Source organism: Pullulanibacillus camelliae, from assembly GCF_014642655.1.
Taxonomy (GTDB): Bacteria; Bacillota; Bacilli; order Bacillales; family Sporolactobacillaceae; genus Pullulanibacillus; species Pullulanibacillus camelliae.
Window position 1 is genome coordinate 34,391 of record NZ_BMIR01000025.1, and the last position, 16,624, is coordinate 51,014.

15 protein-coding genes are annotated in these 16,624 nt (G+C 42.0%); 14 read left to right on the plus strand and 1 reads right to left on the minus strand.

Annotated elements, in window-relative coordinates; translation table 11 throughout:
• The first annotated feature begins 55 nt into the window (after nucleotides 1-55).
• From IEW82_RS17815 to lysS, 14 genes are all read left to right on the plus strand, one after another.
• A complete protein-coding gene (locus tag IEW82_RS17815; RefSeq protein WP_188698014.1) occupies nucleotides 56-460 on the plus strand; it encodes a S1 domain-containing RNA-binding protein in 405 nt (134 codons plus the stop codon).
• A 908-nt stretch (nucleotides 461-1,368) separates the two neighbouring features.
• A complete protein-coding gene (spoIIE, locus tag IEW82_RS17820) occupies nucleotides 1,369-3,855 on the plus strand; it encodes a stage II sporulation protein E (protein WP_188698017.1) in 2,487 nt (828 codons plus the stop codon).
• Between the two features lie 58 nt (nucleotides 3,856-3,913).
• The gene (locus IEW82_RS17825; protein WP_188698021.1) at nucleotides 3,914-4,648 is read left to right on the plus strand and encodes a vWA domain-containing protein; all 735 of its coding nucleotides are present in this window, start codon (nucleotides 3,914-3,916) and stop codon (nucleotides 4,646-4,648) included.
• Complete coding sequence (prkT, locus tag IEW82_RS17830) at nucleotides 4,614-5,561, plus strand: serine/threonine protein kinase PrkT (protein WP_188698024.1); 948 nt, start codon at nucleotides 4,614-4,616, stop codon at nucleotides 5,559-5,561. Before IEW82_RS17825 ends, prkT begins: the two co-directional genes overlap by 35 nt.
• 113 nt (nucleotides 5,562-5,674) lie before the next feature.
• Nucleotides 5,675-7,087, plus strand: a complete 1,413-nt coding sequence (tilS, locus tag IEW82_RS17835) for a tRNA lysidine(34) synthetase TilS (RefSeq protein WP_229672760.1) — start codon at nucleotides 5,675-5,677, stop codon at nucleotides 7,085-7,087.
• Complete coding sequence (gene hpt / locus IEW82_RS17840) at nucleotides 7,084-7,623, plus strand: hypoxanthine phosphoribosyltransferase (RefSeq protein ID WP_188698042.1); 540 nt, start codon at nucleotides 7,084-7,086, stop codon at nucleotides 7,621-7,623. The genes tilS and hpt overlap by 4 nt, the downstream gene beginning before the upstream one ends.
• A 130-nt stretch (nucleotides 7,624-7,753) precedes the next feature.
• Complete coding sequence (ftsH, locus tag IEW82_RS17845; protein WP_188698061.1) at nucleotides 7,754-9,715, plus strand: ATP-dependent zinc metalloprotease FtsH; 1,962 nt, start codon at nucleotides 7,754-7,756, stop codon at nucleotides 9,713-9,715.
• 678 nt (nucleotides 9,716-10,393) lie between these two features.
• Complete coding sequence (locus IEW82_RS17850; protein ID WP_188698090.1) at nucleotides 10,394-11,179, plus strand: type III pantothenate kinase; 786 nt, start codon at nucleotides 10,394-10,396, stop codon at nucleotides 11,177-11,179.
• Entirely contained in the window at nucleotides 11,176-12,057 is an 882-nt protein-coding gene (hslO, locus tag IEW82_RS17855; RefSeq protein ID WP_188698064.1) for an Hsp33 family molecular chaperone HslO, read from the plus strand. Before IEW82_RS17850 ends, hslO begins: the two co-directional genes overlap by 4 nt.
• Nucleotides 12,058-12,127: 70 nt before the next feature.
• Complete coding sequence (folP, locus tag IEW82_RS17860; RefSeq protein WP_188698092.1) at nucleotides 12,128-12,964, plus strand: dihydropteroate synthase; 837 nt, start codon at nucleotides 12,128-12,130, stop codon at nucleotides 12,962-12,964.
• Between the two features lie 11 nt (nucleotides 12,965-12,975).
• Nucleotides 12,976-13,335, plus strand: a complete 360-nt coding sequence (gene folB, locus IEW82_RS17865; RefSeq protein ID WP_188698066.1) for a dihydroneopterin aldolase — start codon at nucleotides 12,976-12,978, stop codon at nucleotides 13,333-13,335.
• A 2-nt stretch (nucleotides 13,336-13,337) separates the two neighbouring features.
• Entirely contained in the window at nucleotides 13,338-13,862 is a 525-nt protein-coding gene (folK, locus tag IEW82_RS17870; RefSeq protein ID WP_188698069.1) for a 2-amino-4-hydroxy-6-hydroxymethyldihydropteridine diphosphokinase, read from the plus strand.
• Nucleotides 13,814-14,023, plus strand: coding sequence for a helix-turn-helix domain-containing protein (locus tag IEW82_RS17875; protein ID WP_188698072.1), 210 nt, complete (start codon nucleotides 13,814-13,816; stop codon nucleotides 14,021-14,023). Before folK ends, IEW82_RS17875 begins: the two co-directional genes overlap by 49 nt.
• 342 nt (nucleotides 14,024-14,365) lie before the next feature.
• On the plus strand, nucleotides 14,366-15,856 hold the full coding sequence (gene lysS, locus IEW82_RS17880; RefSeq protein WP_188698079.1) for a lysine--tRNA ligase: 1,491 nt from the start codon (nucleotides 14,366-14,368) through the stop codon (nucleotides 15,854-15,856).
• A gap of 483 nt (nucleotides 15,857-16,339) precedes the next feature.
• Here lysS and IEW82_RS20115 read toward each other — a convergent pair.
• On the minus strand, nucleotides 16,340-16,624 hold a 285-nt coding region (locus tag IEW82_RS20115), incomplete at its 5' end, for a hypothetical protein (protein WP_229672755.1).

Below are 16,624 nucleotides of genomic sequence, written 5' to 3' on the forward strand. Positions count from 1 at the left end.
CTTTTGTATAATAAAATGAAATGGAAATACAATTTTCTAGGAGGAGCAATCTTTAATGTCGATTGAAGTAGGCAGCAAATTGCAAGGGAAGGTCACAGGCATTACTAATTTTGGAGCATTTGTGGAACTCCCTGAAGGTCAGACGGGCCTTGTTCACATTAGTGAAGTAGCAGATAAGTATGTAGAGGACATCCGAGAAGTTTTAGAGGTAGGGAATGAAGTGACAGTCAAAGTCCTTCAAGTTGGTGATGATGGGAAGATAGGATTATCCATTCGTAAAGCTGTTGATCGTCCGAAGACAACAAGATCACCCAAGCCTCCAAAAGGAAGAAGACCTCGCAAGGATTTAACTTTCGAGGACAAGATGAGCAAGTTTTTGAAAGACAGTGAAGATCGATTATCCACGTTAAAGAAACAAACAGAATCAAAACGGGGAGGACGCGGTGCGAGAAGAGGCTAACCGCTTGCTGCCATTATTATAATAAATTAACGCTCAACACCTGATCCGTGAGGATGAGGTGTTTTTTATACTTATCAGAGTTTATAACTTCGCTGACGCTCATAAAGGAAGAGAGTATAAGGCGGGCTTTGGCTTTCGCCTTCTAAGGCTTGCGGGAACCCTAAGTGTGTGATTGGCAAAAATCACATCAGGAGTACCAGCGAAGTGGTGCAAGCCAAGTTTTCTAAAAAGATAAGAAAAATTCTGTTCATGAGGACGGTGCGCGATTCCGCTCCAGGCCGCTCGCTTTCCGCGGGGGAGTGGTAAGCCCCCGCGCGCCTGCGTACTGCTAAGGTCTTACCGATCTCCCACTTCCCGCAGGACTCTAGTCTCCGCAGCATGAGTCAGTGGCGCCCGAGGAACACACGATGTTAGAGTGTTCCGAATCTCGCGCCTTGCGCTCCATTCCACTTGACCAGGCAATGAAGCCTCTTTCATATTGGCTGATGCTCTATACTAAGGACAAGGACCGGGCATGCTCTTCGCCCGGTTTTTCTTATTGCGGATAAAGCAATTATTCGGAGGGGCATTGCAAATGACATGTCTTTAATTTTAATCCATGGTTGAATAATCTCTCAAGCTCAATAATTGATTCGGTTTGTCTTAACATAGCCTTTTATTAAAGCGCCTGTCGTGTCGCGAAATGACGGGAGAATGTAAGTCTATCCACTGAGCGCTCATTTGTCCTTCATTTAGCAAAGCTTTGCTGCTGGCATTAAAGCCCTTTCATGATTTTAGCATAATTTGTTTAGCTGCCTAGAAAGCCGTCGAAGAGTTTTTAAGACAGGCTCTGTGTTTTTGACAAAATACGAAGGCATGATGTGTTTAAATTGAACATACACTATTACATTATGGGTGGTGCGAGGAAAATGAGTAATGTGAATGGTTCAATTCAACAGCCAAGAGTCATTGGGAGTCCCAAGTCGGAAGACACCTTGAAGCAGGGGTTCTTCAAAAAGGCAATGAGAAAAATTGTACAGGGACTGACAAGCTGGGAAGCGATGTGCCTTGTGATCGGTGTTCTATTTGGAAGGGCGATGATCCTGACGAATTTGACACCGTTTATCCTCCCCTTTTTTGCCACGGTCGGTTTGCTAAGACCCAAAAGAAGATTTTTAGCCTTTTTTGCCACACTTTTAGGAGCGATCACCTTATCCGGCTGGCAAACGCTGTTTACTGTCCTTTCCCTTGTGGTTTATATGATTTTAAGAGCAGGGGTCGTCAGGGTTTCCAACAGGGAAGAGGCCAGATTACTGCCCTACATTGTTTTTGCTGCAGGGATTATCAGTAGGCTCGGCTTTGATGTCTTTAGAAACGGCACGCTTATTCCAACACAAGAAATGCTAGCCATTGTAGAGGCCGGGCTTTCTTTCCTGTTATGTCTGATTTTTCTTCAGAGCATGCCCCTTTTTACGACAAAGACACGCAAACGAGCGCTGAAAACAGAAGAAATCATTTGCTTTATCATTTTACTGGCTTCAACACTGACTGGAACGATGGGATTGAGCTACCACGGAGTGGCTTTAGATCATGTTTTAACACGCTACTCTGTTTTAGTATTTGCTTATGTCGGTGGAGCAGCTATTGGGGCAACAGTTGGTGTCGTTGTCGGATTAATTATGAGTTTGGCCAATGTTGCGGGATTATTTCAAATGAGTTTGCTCGCCTTCTCCGGTTTACTAGGTGGCTTATTAAAAGAAGGGAAAAGGTGGGGCGTTGGATTTGGTCTTATTATTGGGACGCTTCTCATCGGTTTATATGGACAAGGCTATAACCAATTATTTAATACAACCGCAGAATCTATAATTGCTTTTGTTCTCTTTTTATTGACGCCGCGAGTGCTGCTTTCTCGGTTGGCTTCATTTATTCCTGGCACTAAAGAATATCAGCAACAGCAGCAGCAATATTTGAAAAAGATTCGCGATGTGACGGCGAGTCGTGTCGAGCAATTTTCTAGTCTATTCCAAGCGCTCTCAACGAGCTTTAATCATCAACCGACGACCAATTCAGAAGATCAAGAGCATCAGGTCGACGTCTTTTTGAGTGATGTTACGGAAAAAACCTGTCAGCACTGCTTTAAAAAAGAGTACTGTTGGATAAAAAATTTTGATAAAACCTATGGATACATGAATGCTATCATGCAGGAAACAAAGGAGGAGCCGATGATAAAGAGTGCCAAGCTGCGCAGGGATTGGATGCACCATTGTATTAAACCTGAAAAGGTTGTCGATGTGATTTATGAGGAACAGCAGCATTTTAAAGAAAAGATTAAATTCAAACACTCCATGCAAGAAAGCCGCCGACTTGTTGCTGATCAGTTAATGGGTGTTTCACAAGTGATGGGAGACTTTGCGAAGGAAATTCAGCGAGAGCGAGATACTCATCAACAGCAAGAGGAGCAGATCCTGTTTAAGCTACAAGAAATAGGGTTAGATGTTGAAAATGTCGATATCTATAACCTGGAGGAAGGCTCAGTAGATATTGATATGACAATACCAAGGGACGATCATGGAGAGAGTGAGAAGGTGATTGCGCCCATCTTATCTGATATTCTTGGTGAATCTATTGTTATAAAAAAACGAGTGGAACCAGATGTGGTCAATGGTTATGGACTGGTGACCTTTGGTTCTGCAAAAGCATATGAAATTGAAACGGGTGTGGCACATACCGCAAAAGGAGGAAGCTGGATTTCAGGTGATAATTATTCCACATTTGAACTCGGTGGTGGAAAGTATGCTTTAGCCATTAGTGATGGGATGGGCAATGGTGAAAGAGCACACGTGGAAAGCTATGAGACGCTTAAGCTTCTTTCTAAGGTTTTAAAATCAGGGATTGATGAGACCATCGCAATCAAATCGATTAATTCCATCCTTTCATTAAGATCAACGGATGAAATTTTTTCAACGCTCGATCTGGTCATGGTTGATTTACAAAATGCTCGGGCTAAATTTCTGAAAATAGGGTCAAATCCAAGCTTTGTTAAACGAGGGAACAAAGTCATGATGATTGAAGCGGGTAATCTTCCGATGGGGATTATCCAAGATTTTGATGTCGAGGTGGTGGACGAACAGCTGAAGGCTGGAGACTTGTTGATTATGATGAGCGATGGCATACTCGAGGCACCACGCCATGTAGAGAACACGGAGATGTGGATTAAGCGTAAAATCAAAGAATTAAAAACAGAGCATCCCCAAGAGATTGCTGATGTATTGTTAGAAGAAGTAATTCGTTCTAGCGACGGAGCGATTGAGGATGATATGACTATCGTCGTTTCTAGAATTCAACACCATACGCCAAAATGGGCAGCCATTCCAACCTATTCTCACGATCATAAGAAGATGTCTAAAGCGCAATAAGTCATGCGTATACAATGGCACATTTCTGTCGAAGATGAAGCTAAGAGAGGTGACAGAAATGAAAAAGGGTAGATTGAAACAAATTCTATTAATAACCGATGGGTGTTCTAACCAAGGTGAGGATCCATCAGCGATTGCAGCTCTAGCCAAAGAACAAGGCATTGCAGTGAACGTTATCGGAGTTGTCAGTGAGGATCAAACCATGGACGGCGGTATTCAGGAAGTCGAGGATATTGCTTTAGCTGGAGGGGGCATCAGTCAAATCGTCCACACAAAGCAATTATCACAAACGGTACAAATGGTAACGAGACAGGCGATGACACAGACTATTCAGGGTGTGATTAATCAAGAGCTTCAACAGATATTAGGTGATAGCGAGTCCATGGATGACCTACCACCTGAAAAACGAGGTCAAGTCATGGAAGTGGTGGACGAGCTTGGTGAAACTGTTAATCTAGAAGTTTGTATTCTCGTTGATACAAGTGCCAGTATGGAGAAGAAGCTGCCGACAGTTCATGAGGCACTGCTTGATTTATCTATTAGTCTTAATTCCAGGATGGGGAGCAATCAATTTTGTCTCTATGCATTTCCCGGTAAGCGCAAACCCATTGATAAACTTTTATCCTGGACACCTAAAATAGATTCAATTAGCCATGTGTTTTCTAAGCTGGCTTCTGGAGGCATTACACCAACTGGTCCAGCACTTAAAGAGGCTTTAAAAAGCTTCGACAAACGATCGAGAAGGGACTTAGCGGCTTATGACGGAGCACCTATCGAAGAAGCAAACGATTAAGTTCACACCTGGAACCATCATTGTTGGGAAGTGGCATCAAAAGCAGTATCAAATCATTAAGCCATTAGGTTATGGTGCGAGAGGTACAGTTTTTCTTGCTCATTCAGAGTACGGTAGAGTGGCTTTGAAATTTGGTTTTGATAATGCCGGTGTCACTTCTGAGGTCAATGTCTTAAATAAATTTTCCAAGGTCCAAGGTGAACCCCTAGGGCCTTCTTTATATGATGTCGATGATTGGGTAACAAAAAAAGGGGCATATGCCTTTTATGCAATGGAATATATTAATGGGACGCCTTTATTAGACTGCATTCGCGTGAGAGGCTTTGAATGGGCGGCAATTTTCGTTTTGCAGCTGTTAAAGGATCTCGGGAGATTACATGAAGCTGGATGGGTGTTTGGGGATTTGAAGCCGGATAATTTAGTAGTGACCGGTCCTCCGTTAAAAATCCGCTGGCTGGACGTTGGCGGCACAACGCAAATGGGGCGTTCAATTAAAGAGTATACGGAGTTTTTTGATCGTGGCTATTGGGGCTTTGGCACTCGTAAGGCAGAGCCTTCTTATGATTTATTTGCGGTCGCCATGATTTTTGTTAATGCTGCTGAAGGGCGCAGGATGGAAAAGGGACAGGATCCTGAAAAAAATTTAATCAGATATATTCAATCACACCGAAAACTAGCCCCCTATGCCGATGTGATTACACAAGCTCTGTATGGGAAATTTTCAACAGCTGAACAAATGAGAAAGGCATTATTAAAAAAAATAAATGAAACCCAAAGTGAAGCTAAACGTATAACAAAGAATCAGGTGACTAAAAGGAAGTCAAAAAAGAAAGCAGAATGGAAAGGCACATTTCTTTTAGTCAGTATCATATTATTGGCTTATACCCTGTATGTCGCACTTTTTATCATGTAATCAATATCCCTACACTTTACAAGGGCTATGGTTTGACATGTAGGATTTCTTTTTCTATTCTTCTAGGTGGATAGAAAGTCTCAAACAAAAAGGTGGAAGCTACCGTGGAGACCATGGTGGAGCAATTTATTAAGAAGCATGCCCTGATCCAAAAAGGTGCGACCGTAATCGTTGGTGTATCTGGCGGGCCAGATTCCATGGCTCTTTTACATTTTTTGCATCAAAGGCGATACCTTTGGCACATTAAAATTATAGCATGTAGTATTGATCATCAGCTCAGAGGTGAAGAAGCAAAGGCCGACCTTCTATATGTGCGACATTATTGTGATCAGCAGGCCATTGAGTTTGAGGGCAGAAGTGTCGATGTTCCCCACATTCAAAAGGAAGAGGGCCTAAGTGTAGAGGTTGCTGCAAGGAAGGGGCGCTATCAGGTATTTGAAGAGGTCATGGAAACCTGGCGTGCCGATGTCCTCGCTTTGGCTCACCATGGTGACGATCAAATTGAGACGATGCTCATGCGACAGGTCAGGGGGAGTTTTGGCACAGCTAAGGCTGGTATTCCGGTTAAAAGGGATTTCGCGTGTGGGCAAATCATCCGCCCTTTTTTAACTGTGACGAAGGAGCAGCTTCTAGATTATTGTAAAAGAGCAGGCATTGATCCGCGAATTGATCCAAGTAATAGCTCTGAAGCCTTTACAAGAAACCGTTTTAGAAAATATGTCCTTCCTTTTTTGAAAAAAGAGAATCCTCTTGTGCACTTAAGATTTCAGGAAGATAGCGAGAAAATTCGCGACGATGCGCTCTATTTAGATGAGCTGGCAAAGGAACGTTTCCAATCTGTTCTTGTCGAATATGATAATGACCGTGTGTCAATTTCAATTCGTCGATTAATTGACACGCCCATTCCTTTACAAAGGAGAATCATTCATCTAATATTAAACTATCTATATAATCATGCTAATATCGATGCGGATCACCAATCTATACATATTGAAGATTTACTCTATTGGCTTCGGGAAACCAAGGCTTCTGGTGAAAAGCATCTCCCTAAAGGTCTTTTGGTTAAACGCTCTTATGATCTTTGTCGATTTTCTTTTGACAAAGGGATGATCGTGCAACAGTTTAATCAAAGGGTGCCGCTTCTGATTCCTGGAATGACGCCTACTGATATAGGGAATATATTAGCTGAGATTATACATACATATCCATCGCGTGCTCTGAAGCCAAATGAATACATTTGTGATTTACATCAGCTTAAGGGTTCGATTTATTACCGGTTGAGGCGGCCGGGCGATCGTTTTCAGCCTTTAGGAATGAACGGAACAAAAAAGGTCAAAGATCTTTTTATAGATCATAAAATTAATCATATGGATAGAGAGCGTTGGCCACTGATCGTTGATGAGAACGATGCGATCCTGTGGATTCCATACTTACGTCGTGCGGATATTTATAAGACAACCTCAGAAACAACGTGTTTTTTAAAGCTGACAATTGAAGCAAGTGCATTTGGGAGGACCTATTCATGAAGGACGATTTACAGGAAATACTTTATTCAGAAGACGTACTGCAAAAGAAAATCAAAGAACTTGGCGAGTCACTATCAAAAGAGTATGAAGGACGTTTTCCGTTAATGATTTGTGTTTTAAAAGGGGCCATGCCATTTATGGCTGATTTGATCAAACGCGTGGATGTCCACTTAGAAATTGATTTCATGGATGTTTCAAGCTACGGTAATTCTACGGTCTCTTCAGGTGAAGTAAAAATCATTAAGGATTTGGACACTTCCGTCGAGGGACGTGACATCGTTATCGTAGAAGATATCATTGATAGCGGATTAACATTGAGTTATCTTGTTGATCTTTTTAAATATAGAAAGGCGAAAAGCATTAAAATCGTGACGCTTTTAGATAAGCCGACAGGTCGCAAGGTTGACCTTGTTCCAGATTTAACAGGTTTCACGGTGCCTGACGCTTTTCTCGTGGGTTATGGATTAGATTATGCTGAAAGGTATAGAAACCTTCCCTATATAGGCATATTAAAACCAGAAGTTTATAATGGATAGTCCAATTTTGGAAAGAGTATAGTTATATCGAACGAATATCCATTTAAGCGTGGCTAATTTCTTGTGACCCATAAATTTGTTATGTTACTATAAAATATGGTTCCCCTTTAAACGTGGGAGGAGGTAAGGGATGAGTCGATATTTTCGAAATACCATAGTATGGTTACTTATATTTTTAGTCATTATAGGTATTGTTACATTTCTGAATGGCTCGCATAGTAAGGTCGAAAAAATGACCTACAGTCAATTTCAATCGCATTTAAATAAAAATGAAATTACAAGCGTTAAATTGCAGCCTCAGGGTGGAAATGTTTTCTCTGCAGATGGCCAGTACAAAACAAAAGGAACTGAAAAGGCGTTTAAAACCTTTGTGCCTGGAACAGACAATACTCTTGATGCTATCGATCAAAAAACAGATTTAGATTTCTCTGCTCCTGAACAATCTGGAGGATGGTTAGGTACTATCATCTCTATTTTGCCATTCATTATCATCTTTGCCCTCCTATTCTTCTTGATCAATCAAGCCCAAGGTGGCGGCGGCCGTGTGATGAATTTTGGTAAAAGCAAGGCCCGCCTGTATTCCGAGGAGAAGAAAAAGGTCAAGTTCAGAGATGTAGCTGGAGCTGACGAAGAAAAGCAAGAGCTTGTTGAGGTTGTAGAATTCCTAAAAGATCCACGCAAATTCTCAGCGTTAGGAGCTCGCATTCCAAAAGGTGTGCTTTTAGTCGGGCCTCCAGGAACTGGTAAGACTTTATTGGCACGAGCTGTTGCTGGTGAAGCTGGCGTACCTTTCTTCTCAATCAGTGGTTCTGATTTTGTAGAAATGTTTGTCGGTGTCGGTGCATCGCGTGTTAGAGATTTATTTGAAAATGCAAAGAAAAATGCTCCATGTATTATCTTTATAGATGAAATCGACGCGGTTGGTCGTCAACGTGGCGCTGGTCTTGGTGGTGGTCACGATGAGCGTGAACAAACGCTGAACCAATTGCTTGTAGAAATGGATGGTTTTGGTGCCAATGAAGGTATCATTATTATCGCAGCGACCAACAGACCAGACATTCTCGATCCGGCGCTTCTAAGACCTGGCCGCTTTGACAGACAGATTCCTGTCAACCGTCCAGACGTTAAAGGCCGTGAAGATGTCCTTAAGGTCCATGCGCGAAATAAACCGTTATCTCCTGATGTTGATCTCGCAACAGTTGCCCGTTTAACACCTGGTTTTTCAGGTGCTGATCTGGAAAATCTATTGAACGAAGCGGCGCTTGTTGCAGCTCGTCAAGACAAAAAAGCCATTGACATGGAAGATATTGATGAAGCTGTTGAACGCGTCATCGCTGGTCCGGCCAAAAAAGGTCGAGTGATTTCCAAGAAGGAACGCGATATTGTGGCTTATCACGAATCTGGTCACGCGATTATCGGTGTTACTTTAACAAGTGCAGAATCGACGCATAAAGTAACGATTATTCCTAGAGGTCAAGCCGGCGGTTATGCTGTACAATTGCCTAAAGAAGATCGCTTCTTCTTAACAGAGCCAGAATTGCTCGAAAAAATTATTGGGCTGCTCGGCGGTCGTGTCGCCGAAGAAATTGTTTTTGGCGATGTGAGCACAGGGGCATCGAATGACTTCCAGAAGGCAACGGGTATAGCACGTCGAATGGTGACTGAATTTGGAATGAGTAAAAAACTCGGCCCGATGCAGTTTGGTCAGAGCCAAAACAGTCAAGTCTTTCTTGGGCGTGATATTCAGAATGAGCCTAACTATAGCGATGCGATTGCTTATGAAATTGATTCTGAAGTGCAACGCATTATTAAGGAATGCTATGAACGCTGTAAGCAAATCCTTACTGAAAAACGCGATAAGCTAGAACTCATGGCCCAAACATTGCTTAAGGTGGAAACGCTGGAAGCCGATCAAATTCACGCTTTGATGGACACGGGTGAATTGATCGAGCCGAAGTCAAAGCGCCGCCAGCTTGAAAATGATGTTAAAGTCAATATTAATAAAAAAGATGAAGGTGAACAGGCAAGTGAGAGCACAACGTCAGATGCTCCAGAAGCCGATGCCCCATCTGAAGATGACAAAAAAGAATAAGGCTTATTTATATATAAACGGATGCTCCTCGTGGAGCATCCGTTTTTTATACTATCAGAATTTATGACTTCGCTGATGCTCTCAAAGGAAGATAGTATAAGTCGGGCTTAGGCTTTCGCCACCTGAGGCTTGGCGATAACCAAGTTTTCTTAAAAGGTAAGATAAAATTTTTGGCCAGCAGAACGGTGTGGATCTCCACTCCAGGCCGCTCGCTTCCCACATTGCCCACACGATGTGGGTAGGGTCGGCGTTGTCACAGGACGTGACGTTTTTAGCCGATCGTCCTGAGTGGCCTCAGCTCATTTTGGAATGGATGAATGGTATTCCAAGTATTTATGAATAAAAACCCCTGTTCCTGCGTCTACAAGTATGGCTTCGAAGTCAGCTTTCTCAGAACAACTCGAAGTGTATTCGTGAAGTAACGCTGGCCCTGTTCCCAAAGGAGCTAGAGCGCCTTCCATTCCGATCAACTGGGTTGCTGACGCTGCCTTTTGGGATTAAAATCTTATTCCGTGTTTTAAAAAGGACCGGTCATGCTCTTCGCCCGGTTTTTCTTATGGTGACAAGGCTGCACCCATTGCTTTTTGCTTTATTAACATCTGAGCATTATAATGATTGAATGTCATGCTTTATGGTAAGATAAAAACGTTTGAAATGTATAGAACGGTCGGTGATAAAATGATTTTTGTTTGTGACGTCGGTAATACTAACATTGTGTTAGGTGTCTATAAATCAGAGCGTTTGCAGCACCATTGGCGCTTAGAAACCAATGCCAACAAAACAGAAGATGAATATGCCATGATTATTAAAAATTTATTCAATGATGTTGGATTGCGTTTTTCGGATATTGAAGGAGTCAGTATTTCTTCAGTCGTTCCTTCAATTATGTTTTCTTTAGAAAGGTTATGTGAAAAATATTTCCACAAACGACCACTTGTGGTTACGCCTCAGATTAACACCGGTTTAAAATTAAAATACAATAATCCACAAGAGATTGGTGCCGATCGGATTGTTAATGCCGTAGCGGCAACTGCGTTATATAAAGCGCCATTAATTGTAGTTGATTTCGGGACAGCGACAACTTTTTGCTATATTGATGAAAATGAGTATTATAAGGGTGGAGCCATTGCGCCGGGAGTAAACATTTCAACAGAAGCATTATATAAACAGGCCTCTAAGCTACCGAGGATTGAACTGACAGCGCCTGAACATGTAGTAGGGACAAGCACAGTGGGTGCTATGCAATCTGGCATTGTTTATGGTTATGTTGGACTGGTTGAGGGGATTGTTAACCGCATGAAAGCCGTTGCTACGCAACAGCCGACAGTGATCGCTACCGGAGGCCTTGCGTCGTTTATAGCAAAGGAGACAGATATTTTCGACCATCTCGATCCTTTTTTAACCTTAAAAGGACTCTATCTCATTTATCAAAAAAACGTTTCTGAAGGAGAGTCATCAGAATGAAGGACTATCTTGTAAAGGCGCTTGCTTATGATGGAAATATTCGCGTGCAAGCGATTCGTACGACAAATATGGTTGGGGAAGCACAGAGGCGGCACAATGTTTGGCCGACAGCTTCTGCCGCTTTAGGTCGCACAATGACAGCGACGACGATGCTTGCTGCTCAGCTTAAGGGTGAAGATAAGATGACGGTCACTATTGAGGGCGGAGGACCGATCGGTGCCATCATCGTGGATGCTAACGCTAAGGGTGAGACGAGGGGGTATTTAAGCAATCCCCATGTGCATTTTGATCTCAATAAATGGGGCAAACTGGATGTAGCCCGAGCTGTTGGGACAGAGGGCTATCTTAGCGTTATTAAAGACCTCGGTTTGAAGGAAAATTTTACAGGGCGTGTCCCTTTGGTGTCAGGTGAAATTGGCGATGATTTTACGTATTATCTAGCGCATTCAGAACAAGTACCTTCCGCTGTAGGTGTGGGGGTTTTGGTTAACCCTGACAATTCAATAAAAGCAGCCGGTGGCTTTTTAATTCAGCTGTTGCCTGGTGTTTCAGACGAGGTCATCACAAAGGTTGAAAAACGTCTATCAGAAATTTCTACTGTATCACAAATGATTGATCAAGGTCTATCTCCTGAAGAGATGCTTATTGCTATTTTTGGCGAAAGCGATGTTAAATTTCTTGATGAGGGAGATGTTAAGTTTCAATGTCGCTGTTCGAGGGAAGCTATTTCTAATGCAATTGTCATGCTTGGTAAAGAAGAGATTGAGAAAATGATCACTGAAGATAAGGGGGCGGAGGCAACCTGCCACTTTTGCAATGAAACCTATAAGTTTTCGGAAGATGAGCTCAAAGAACTCTACCAATCCTTAACCGATTAAGTGATAGGAACCTCCCCACGGGCTTAGAAATTTTGTTATGATAGAGAAAATAGAAGGTGGTGCAATGTCCATGCCTGTTCATGTTCATCCGACGACAGTTTTACCATTAAGAAGTCGGGAAATAAAAGTTGGAGATAGAACATTGATTATGGGTATCCTTAATGTTACTCCAGACTCATTTTCGGATGGAGGCGCCTATAATCATGTTGAAAAAGCAGTTGAGCATGCTTTGGACATGTGTGCTGCAGGTGCGGATATCATCGATATTGGTGGAGAATCTACAAGACCGGGTCATACACCTGTTCCGGTAGATATAGAGCTTGCGCGTGTGCTTCCGGTTATTCAGGGTATTCGCCAGGTCAGTGATATTCCCATATCCATTGATACGTATAAAGCGGAAACAGCTAAGCAGGCCATTGAAGCAGGTGCAGATGTTATTAATGATGTCTGGGGAGCTAAAGCCGATCCTGATATGGCCAAGGTTGCTGCTGCTTACCGTGTCCCTATTATTCTCATGCATAATCGGCATGACTTGAATTATACGGATTTACTTGAGGATATGAAGTGTGACTTGATTGAAAGCATTCAGATGGCCAAGGCTGCCGGTGTCACCGATCAGCAGATTTGGATTGACCCCGGAATTGGCTTTGCCAAAACTCATGATCATAATCTTGAGGTGATGCAACATCTGGAAAGCCTGCATGAGCTCGGTTATCCCATGCTATTAGCCACCTCCCGGAAAAGATTTATAGGGGAAACGCTCGGTCTTGATGTGCAGGATAGACTGGAAGGGACAGGTGCCACAGTATGTTTAGGGATTGCCAAGGGTTGCCAAATGGTGCGTGTTCATGATGTCAAACCGATTGCTAGAATGGTGAAAATGATGGATGCAATGGTCAGGAGGTAAGAGAGGTATCTATGGACAAAATTTATCTTAATGGCATGTCCTTCTATGGCTATCATGGTGTTTATTCAGAAGAAAACAAACTGGGTCAACGCTTTAATGCAGATATCATTTTAAAGCTTGATCTTCGCCCTGCTGGGAGGACTGACGACTTAGAGAAAACCATTAATTATGCGGATGTTTACAATTTAACCAAGCGCATTATAGAAGGACCGCCGAAAAAATTAGTGGAAGCTGTGGCAGAGGAAATTGCTGATCAATTGCTTAAAACCTTTCCTCGGGTGCAAGAATGTCTAGTGAAAGTAATTAAACCCGACCCTCCTATTCCAGGTCATTATGATTCTGTGGCGATTGAACTAACGAGGGGTCGTTAAATATGGTGAAGAGTATCCTTGCATTGGGGTCAAATATAGGGAATCGTGAAGGGTATTTATTACAAGCCATCCATTCACTTGAGGATCACCCTGATATTAATATTTTAAATGTCTCCTCCATCTATGAAACAGATCCTTATGGACCGGTTGAGCAAGAACAGTTTTTAAATATGGTCGTTGAAATTGAGACCACCTTAGTCCCTGAAGCATTATTAGAATACACTCAATCTGTTGAAGTGGGTTTAAATCGTGAACGAACCATTCACTGGGGACCGAGGACGATTGATATTGACATTCTTTTTTATGGTGACATTCAAATGGACACAGCATCACTTGTCATTCCACACCGAGAAATAGAAAAACGGTTATTCGTCCTCGTTCCGCTGCATGAATTGGATGCAGATATCATCGTGCCGGGAAAACAACAGAGGGTAAAGGATCTGTTAAATGAGTTTCAAGAAATAAAAGGAGTGCGTTTATGGAAGCGGAAGAATGGGGCAGGAGAATACGGGCTTTTCGAAAGTTAAAGGGCTACACACAAGCGCAGCTTGCTGAATCCTTAGGCATCTCTCTTTCCATTTTAGGTGAAATAGAGCGAGGAAACCGCCTTCCCAATGAGACGGTTATCGAACAAGTTGCTCAGGTTTTAGGTATAACTGTTGACGAGCTTATTAAGTTTAATGATTGAAGTTATAAACACAGTTCGCCTTTGAAACGTTATTGATAGTTTGACATATACGCTGTCATTATCTATAATTCGACCTAGACGTCGACTGCTGGTGAAAGCTAGCAGTCTTTTCATACTATCTATAAGAACGGCAGTTGACTACTAGTGGAGTGTCTGGCTTTATTCTGCTTTGTCTGAGGAAGAGCCATACAATAGACCTACATAGAAGAGAGATGCCGTGTACTTTTTGATTAAGTAGATTTCTATTAGTGATGTGAAGTGCCTTTGTTGCATTAAGCTTTTGGTGTTAATATCACACAGTTATATCGGATGTCAAAAATGAATACTAGGGAGATGACCAATATGAGCCAGGAAGTAGAAATGAATGATTTGCTCCTTGCCCGTCGCGAAAAACTAAAAAATTTATATGATAATGATATTAATCCTTTTGGTGGCCGATTTGAAAGAACATCGACCGCTAAAAAAATGAATGAAGAATACGCTGAGCTATCAAAAGAAGAGTTAGAGGAAAAGGAAATTCCCGTTATCCTTGCGGGTCGGATTATGACCAAACGCGGAAAAGGGAAAGCAGGATTTGCTCACATTCAAGATTTAACCGGGCGCATTCAGATTTATGTGCGTAAGGATGCGGTTGGAGATGAGCAATATGCTATTTTTCAAAGTATTGATATTGGGGATATCGTTGGGGTAAAAGGCGTTGTGTTCAAAACGAAAGTTGGTGAGCTTTCTGTTAAGGTTCAAGACTTCTCCCTATTAACAAAGGCGCTTCGACCGCTTCCTGATAAATTTCATGGCTTAAAGGATATTGAGCAACGCTACCGCCAGCGTTATTTAGACTTAATTACGAATGAAGAAGCTAAGGAAACCTTTATAACGAGAAGTAAAATCCTTCGTTATATTCGGGAGTACCTAGATCAACATGGTTACCTTGAAGTGGAAACGCCAATGATGCATAGTATCCCTGGGGGAGCAGCTGCTCGTCCGTTTGTTACACATCATAATGCTTTAGATATTCCACTTTATATGCGTATTGCAATTGAGCTTCATTTAAAGCGGCTCATTGTTGGTGGGCTAGAAAAGGTTTATGAGATTGGTCGGGTGTTCCGGAATGAGGGTGTTTCAACTCGGCACAATCCAGAGTTCACTATGCTTGAGCTCTATGAAGCGTATGCAGATTTCCAGGATATTATGACGCTTACCGAGAATTTAATTGCCGATATCGCCAAAAGGATCTATGGAAAAACCACCGTGCTCTATGGGGATGTTGAAGTAAACCTTGAACCCAAATGGAAAAGAGCCCACATGGTTGATCTCGTAAAAGAAGCAACGGGTGTGGATTTTTGGCAACAGATGACAGACGAAGAAGCGCGTGACTTAGCTCGCAAGCATGATATTTCTATCACTGATCAAATGACCTATGGACATGTTGTGAATGAATTTTTTGAACAAAAGGTAGAAGAAACATTAATTCAACCAACGTTTGTTTATGGTCATCCAGTCGCTATCTCGCCTTTAGCAAAGAAAAACACAGAAGATCCCCGTTTTACGGATCGATTCGAACTATTTATCGTTGGCAGAGAGCATGCGAATGCCTTCAGTGAATTAAACGATCCTATTGACCAAAGAGAACGCTTTGAGGGTCAATTAAAGGAAAGAGCTCAAGGTAACGATGAAGCGCATTTAATGGATGAGGACTTCTTAGAGGCCTTGGAATATGGCATGCCTCCTACTGGTGGCCTAGGGATCGGTATCGATCGCCTCGTTATGCTTTTAACCAATTCACCATCTATTAGAGATGTTCTCTTGTTCCCGCAAATGAAAAATAGAGAATAAATGTTGTATTAGGAGAGGAGGGTGAGACAAAATTAAAAGAGATCACCCTCTTACCTGAGGCTGTTCCCGTGGAAAGAGAAGGATTTTGACGGAGTGCTTCATGACTCAATCAAAAGGCCGAACGCATGCCATCGAATTTGTGAATGCGTTCGGCCTCTCCTCTTTTTATTTAGAATAAAATAAACGCGAACGCCCAAATGTCGATGTAAGTTTAGTGAGAGTATCTCAGTCTTTTGCATCGTGTTTATACTCTGATAAGGTGTCCCAACCCCTTCTTTAACCAAAAGATATCCTTAATAGAAAGTAACGCTCTTCAAAAGGGATCAAGTGGGTATAGGGTCAATGCGGCTAATAGGCTTATAAATAGCCGATATCGGTTTTTCTTGGTTCGAATATATAATAAATCATAATTAATAGGATATATTTAGTCATGAGAAAAAGAATATAAAAAGATATTGACAGTCATTTTTATAAATGGTAATATTATTTGCGTCGCATAAATGACGACAAACGTGTTAAATGAAATAAAACATTGACATGAAGCTCAATAGATGCTATATTATTTAAGTCGCTGTTGAGAAACAACGAATTAGAAGCAAGAAAATTGTTGACAACGATTTTTGTATCTGGTATAATAATTAAGCTGTCGTTAAAAAACGGCGTGATCGTTCTTTTAAAACTGAACAAAAGCCAAGCGCAAAAAGGGAAACCTTTTAAATGACGCCAAGATTTAACTTTTGACCATAAGGTTGATGAGTGATCATCAAC

What these genes read in the sequence shown, in the direction of transcription:
- IEW82_RS17815 (WP_188698014.1), top strand. Translation starts at nt 56, where the DNA reads ATGTCGATTGAAGTAGGCAGCAAATTGCAAGGGAAGGTCACAGGCATT.
- spoIIE (WP_188698017.1), top strand. Translation starts at nt 1,369, where the DNA reads ATGAGTAATGTGAATGGTTCAATTCAACAGCCAAGAGTCATTGGGAGT.
- IEW82_RS17825 (WP_188698021.1), top strand. Translation starts at nt 3,914, where the DNA reads ATGAAAAAGGGTAGATTGAAACAAATTCTATTAATAACCGATGGGTGT.
- prkT (WP_188698024.1), top strand. Translation starts at nt 4,614, where the DNA reads ATGACGGAGCACCTATCGAAGAAGCAAACGATTAAGTTCACACCTGGA.
- tilS (WP_229672760.1), top strand. Translation starts at nt 5,675, where the DNA reads ATGGTGGAGCAATTTATTAAGAAGCATGCCCTGATCCAAAAAGGTGCG.
- hpt (WP_188698042.1), top strand. Translation starts at nt 7,084, where the DNA reads ATGAAGGACGATTTACAGGAAATACTTTATTCAGAAGACGTACTGCAA.
- ftsH (WP_188698061.1), top strand. Translation starts at nt 7,754, where the DNA reads ATGAGTCGATATTTTCGAAATACCATAGTATGGTTACTTATATTTTTA.
- IEW82_RS17850 (WP_188698090.1), top strand. Translation starts at nt 10,394, where the DNA reads ATGATTTTTGTTTGTGACGTCGGTAATACTAACATTGTGTTAGGTGTC.
- hslO (WP_188698064.1), top strand. Translation starts at nt 11,176, where the DNA reads ATGAAGGACTATCTTGTAAAGGCGCTTGCTTATGATGGAAATATTCGC.
- folP (WP_188698092.1), top strand. Translation starts at nt 12,128, where the DNA reads ATGCCTGTTCATGTTCATCCGACGACAGTTTTACCATTAAGAAGTCGG.
- folB (WP_188698066.1), top strand. Translation starts at nt 12,976, where the DNA reads ATGGACAAAATTTATCTTAATGGCATGTCCTTCTATGGCTATCATGGT.
- folK (WP_188698069.1), top strand. Translation starts at nt 13,338, where the DNA reads ATGGTGAAGAGTATCCTTGCATTGGGGTCAAATATAGGGAATCGTGAA.
- IEW82_RS17875 (WP_188698072.1), top strand. Translation starts at nt 13,814, where the DNA reads ATGGAAGCGGAAGAATGGGGCAGGAGAATACGGGCTTTTCGAAAGTTA.
- lysS (WP_188698079.1), top strand. Translation starts at nt 14,366, where the DNA reads ATGAGCCAGGAAGTAGAAATGAATGATTTGCTCCTTGCCCGTCGCGAA.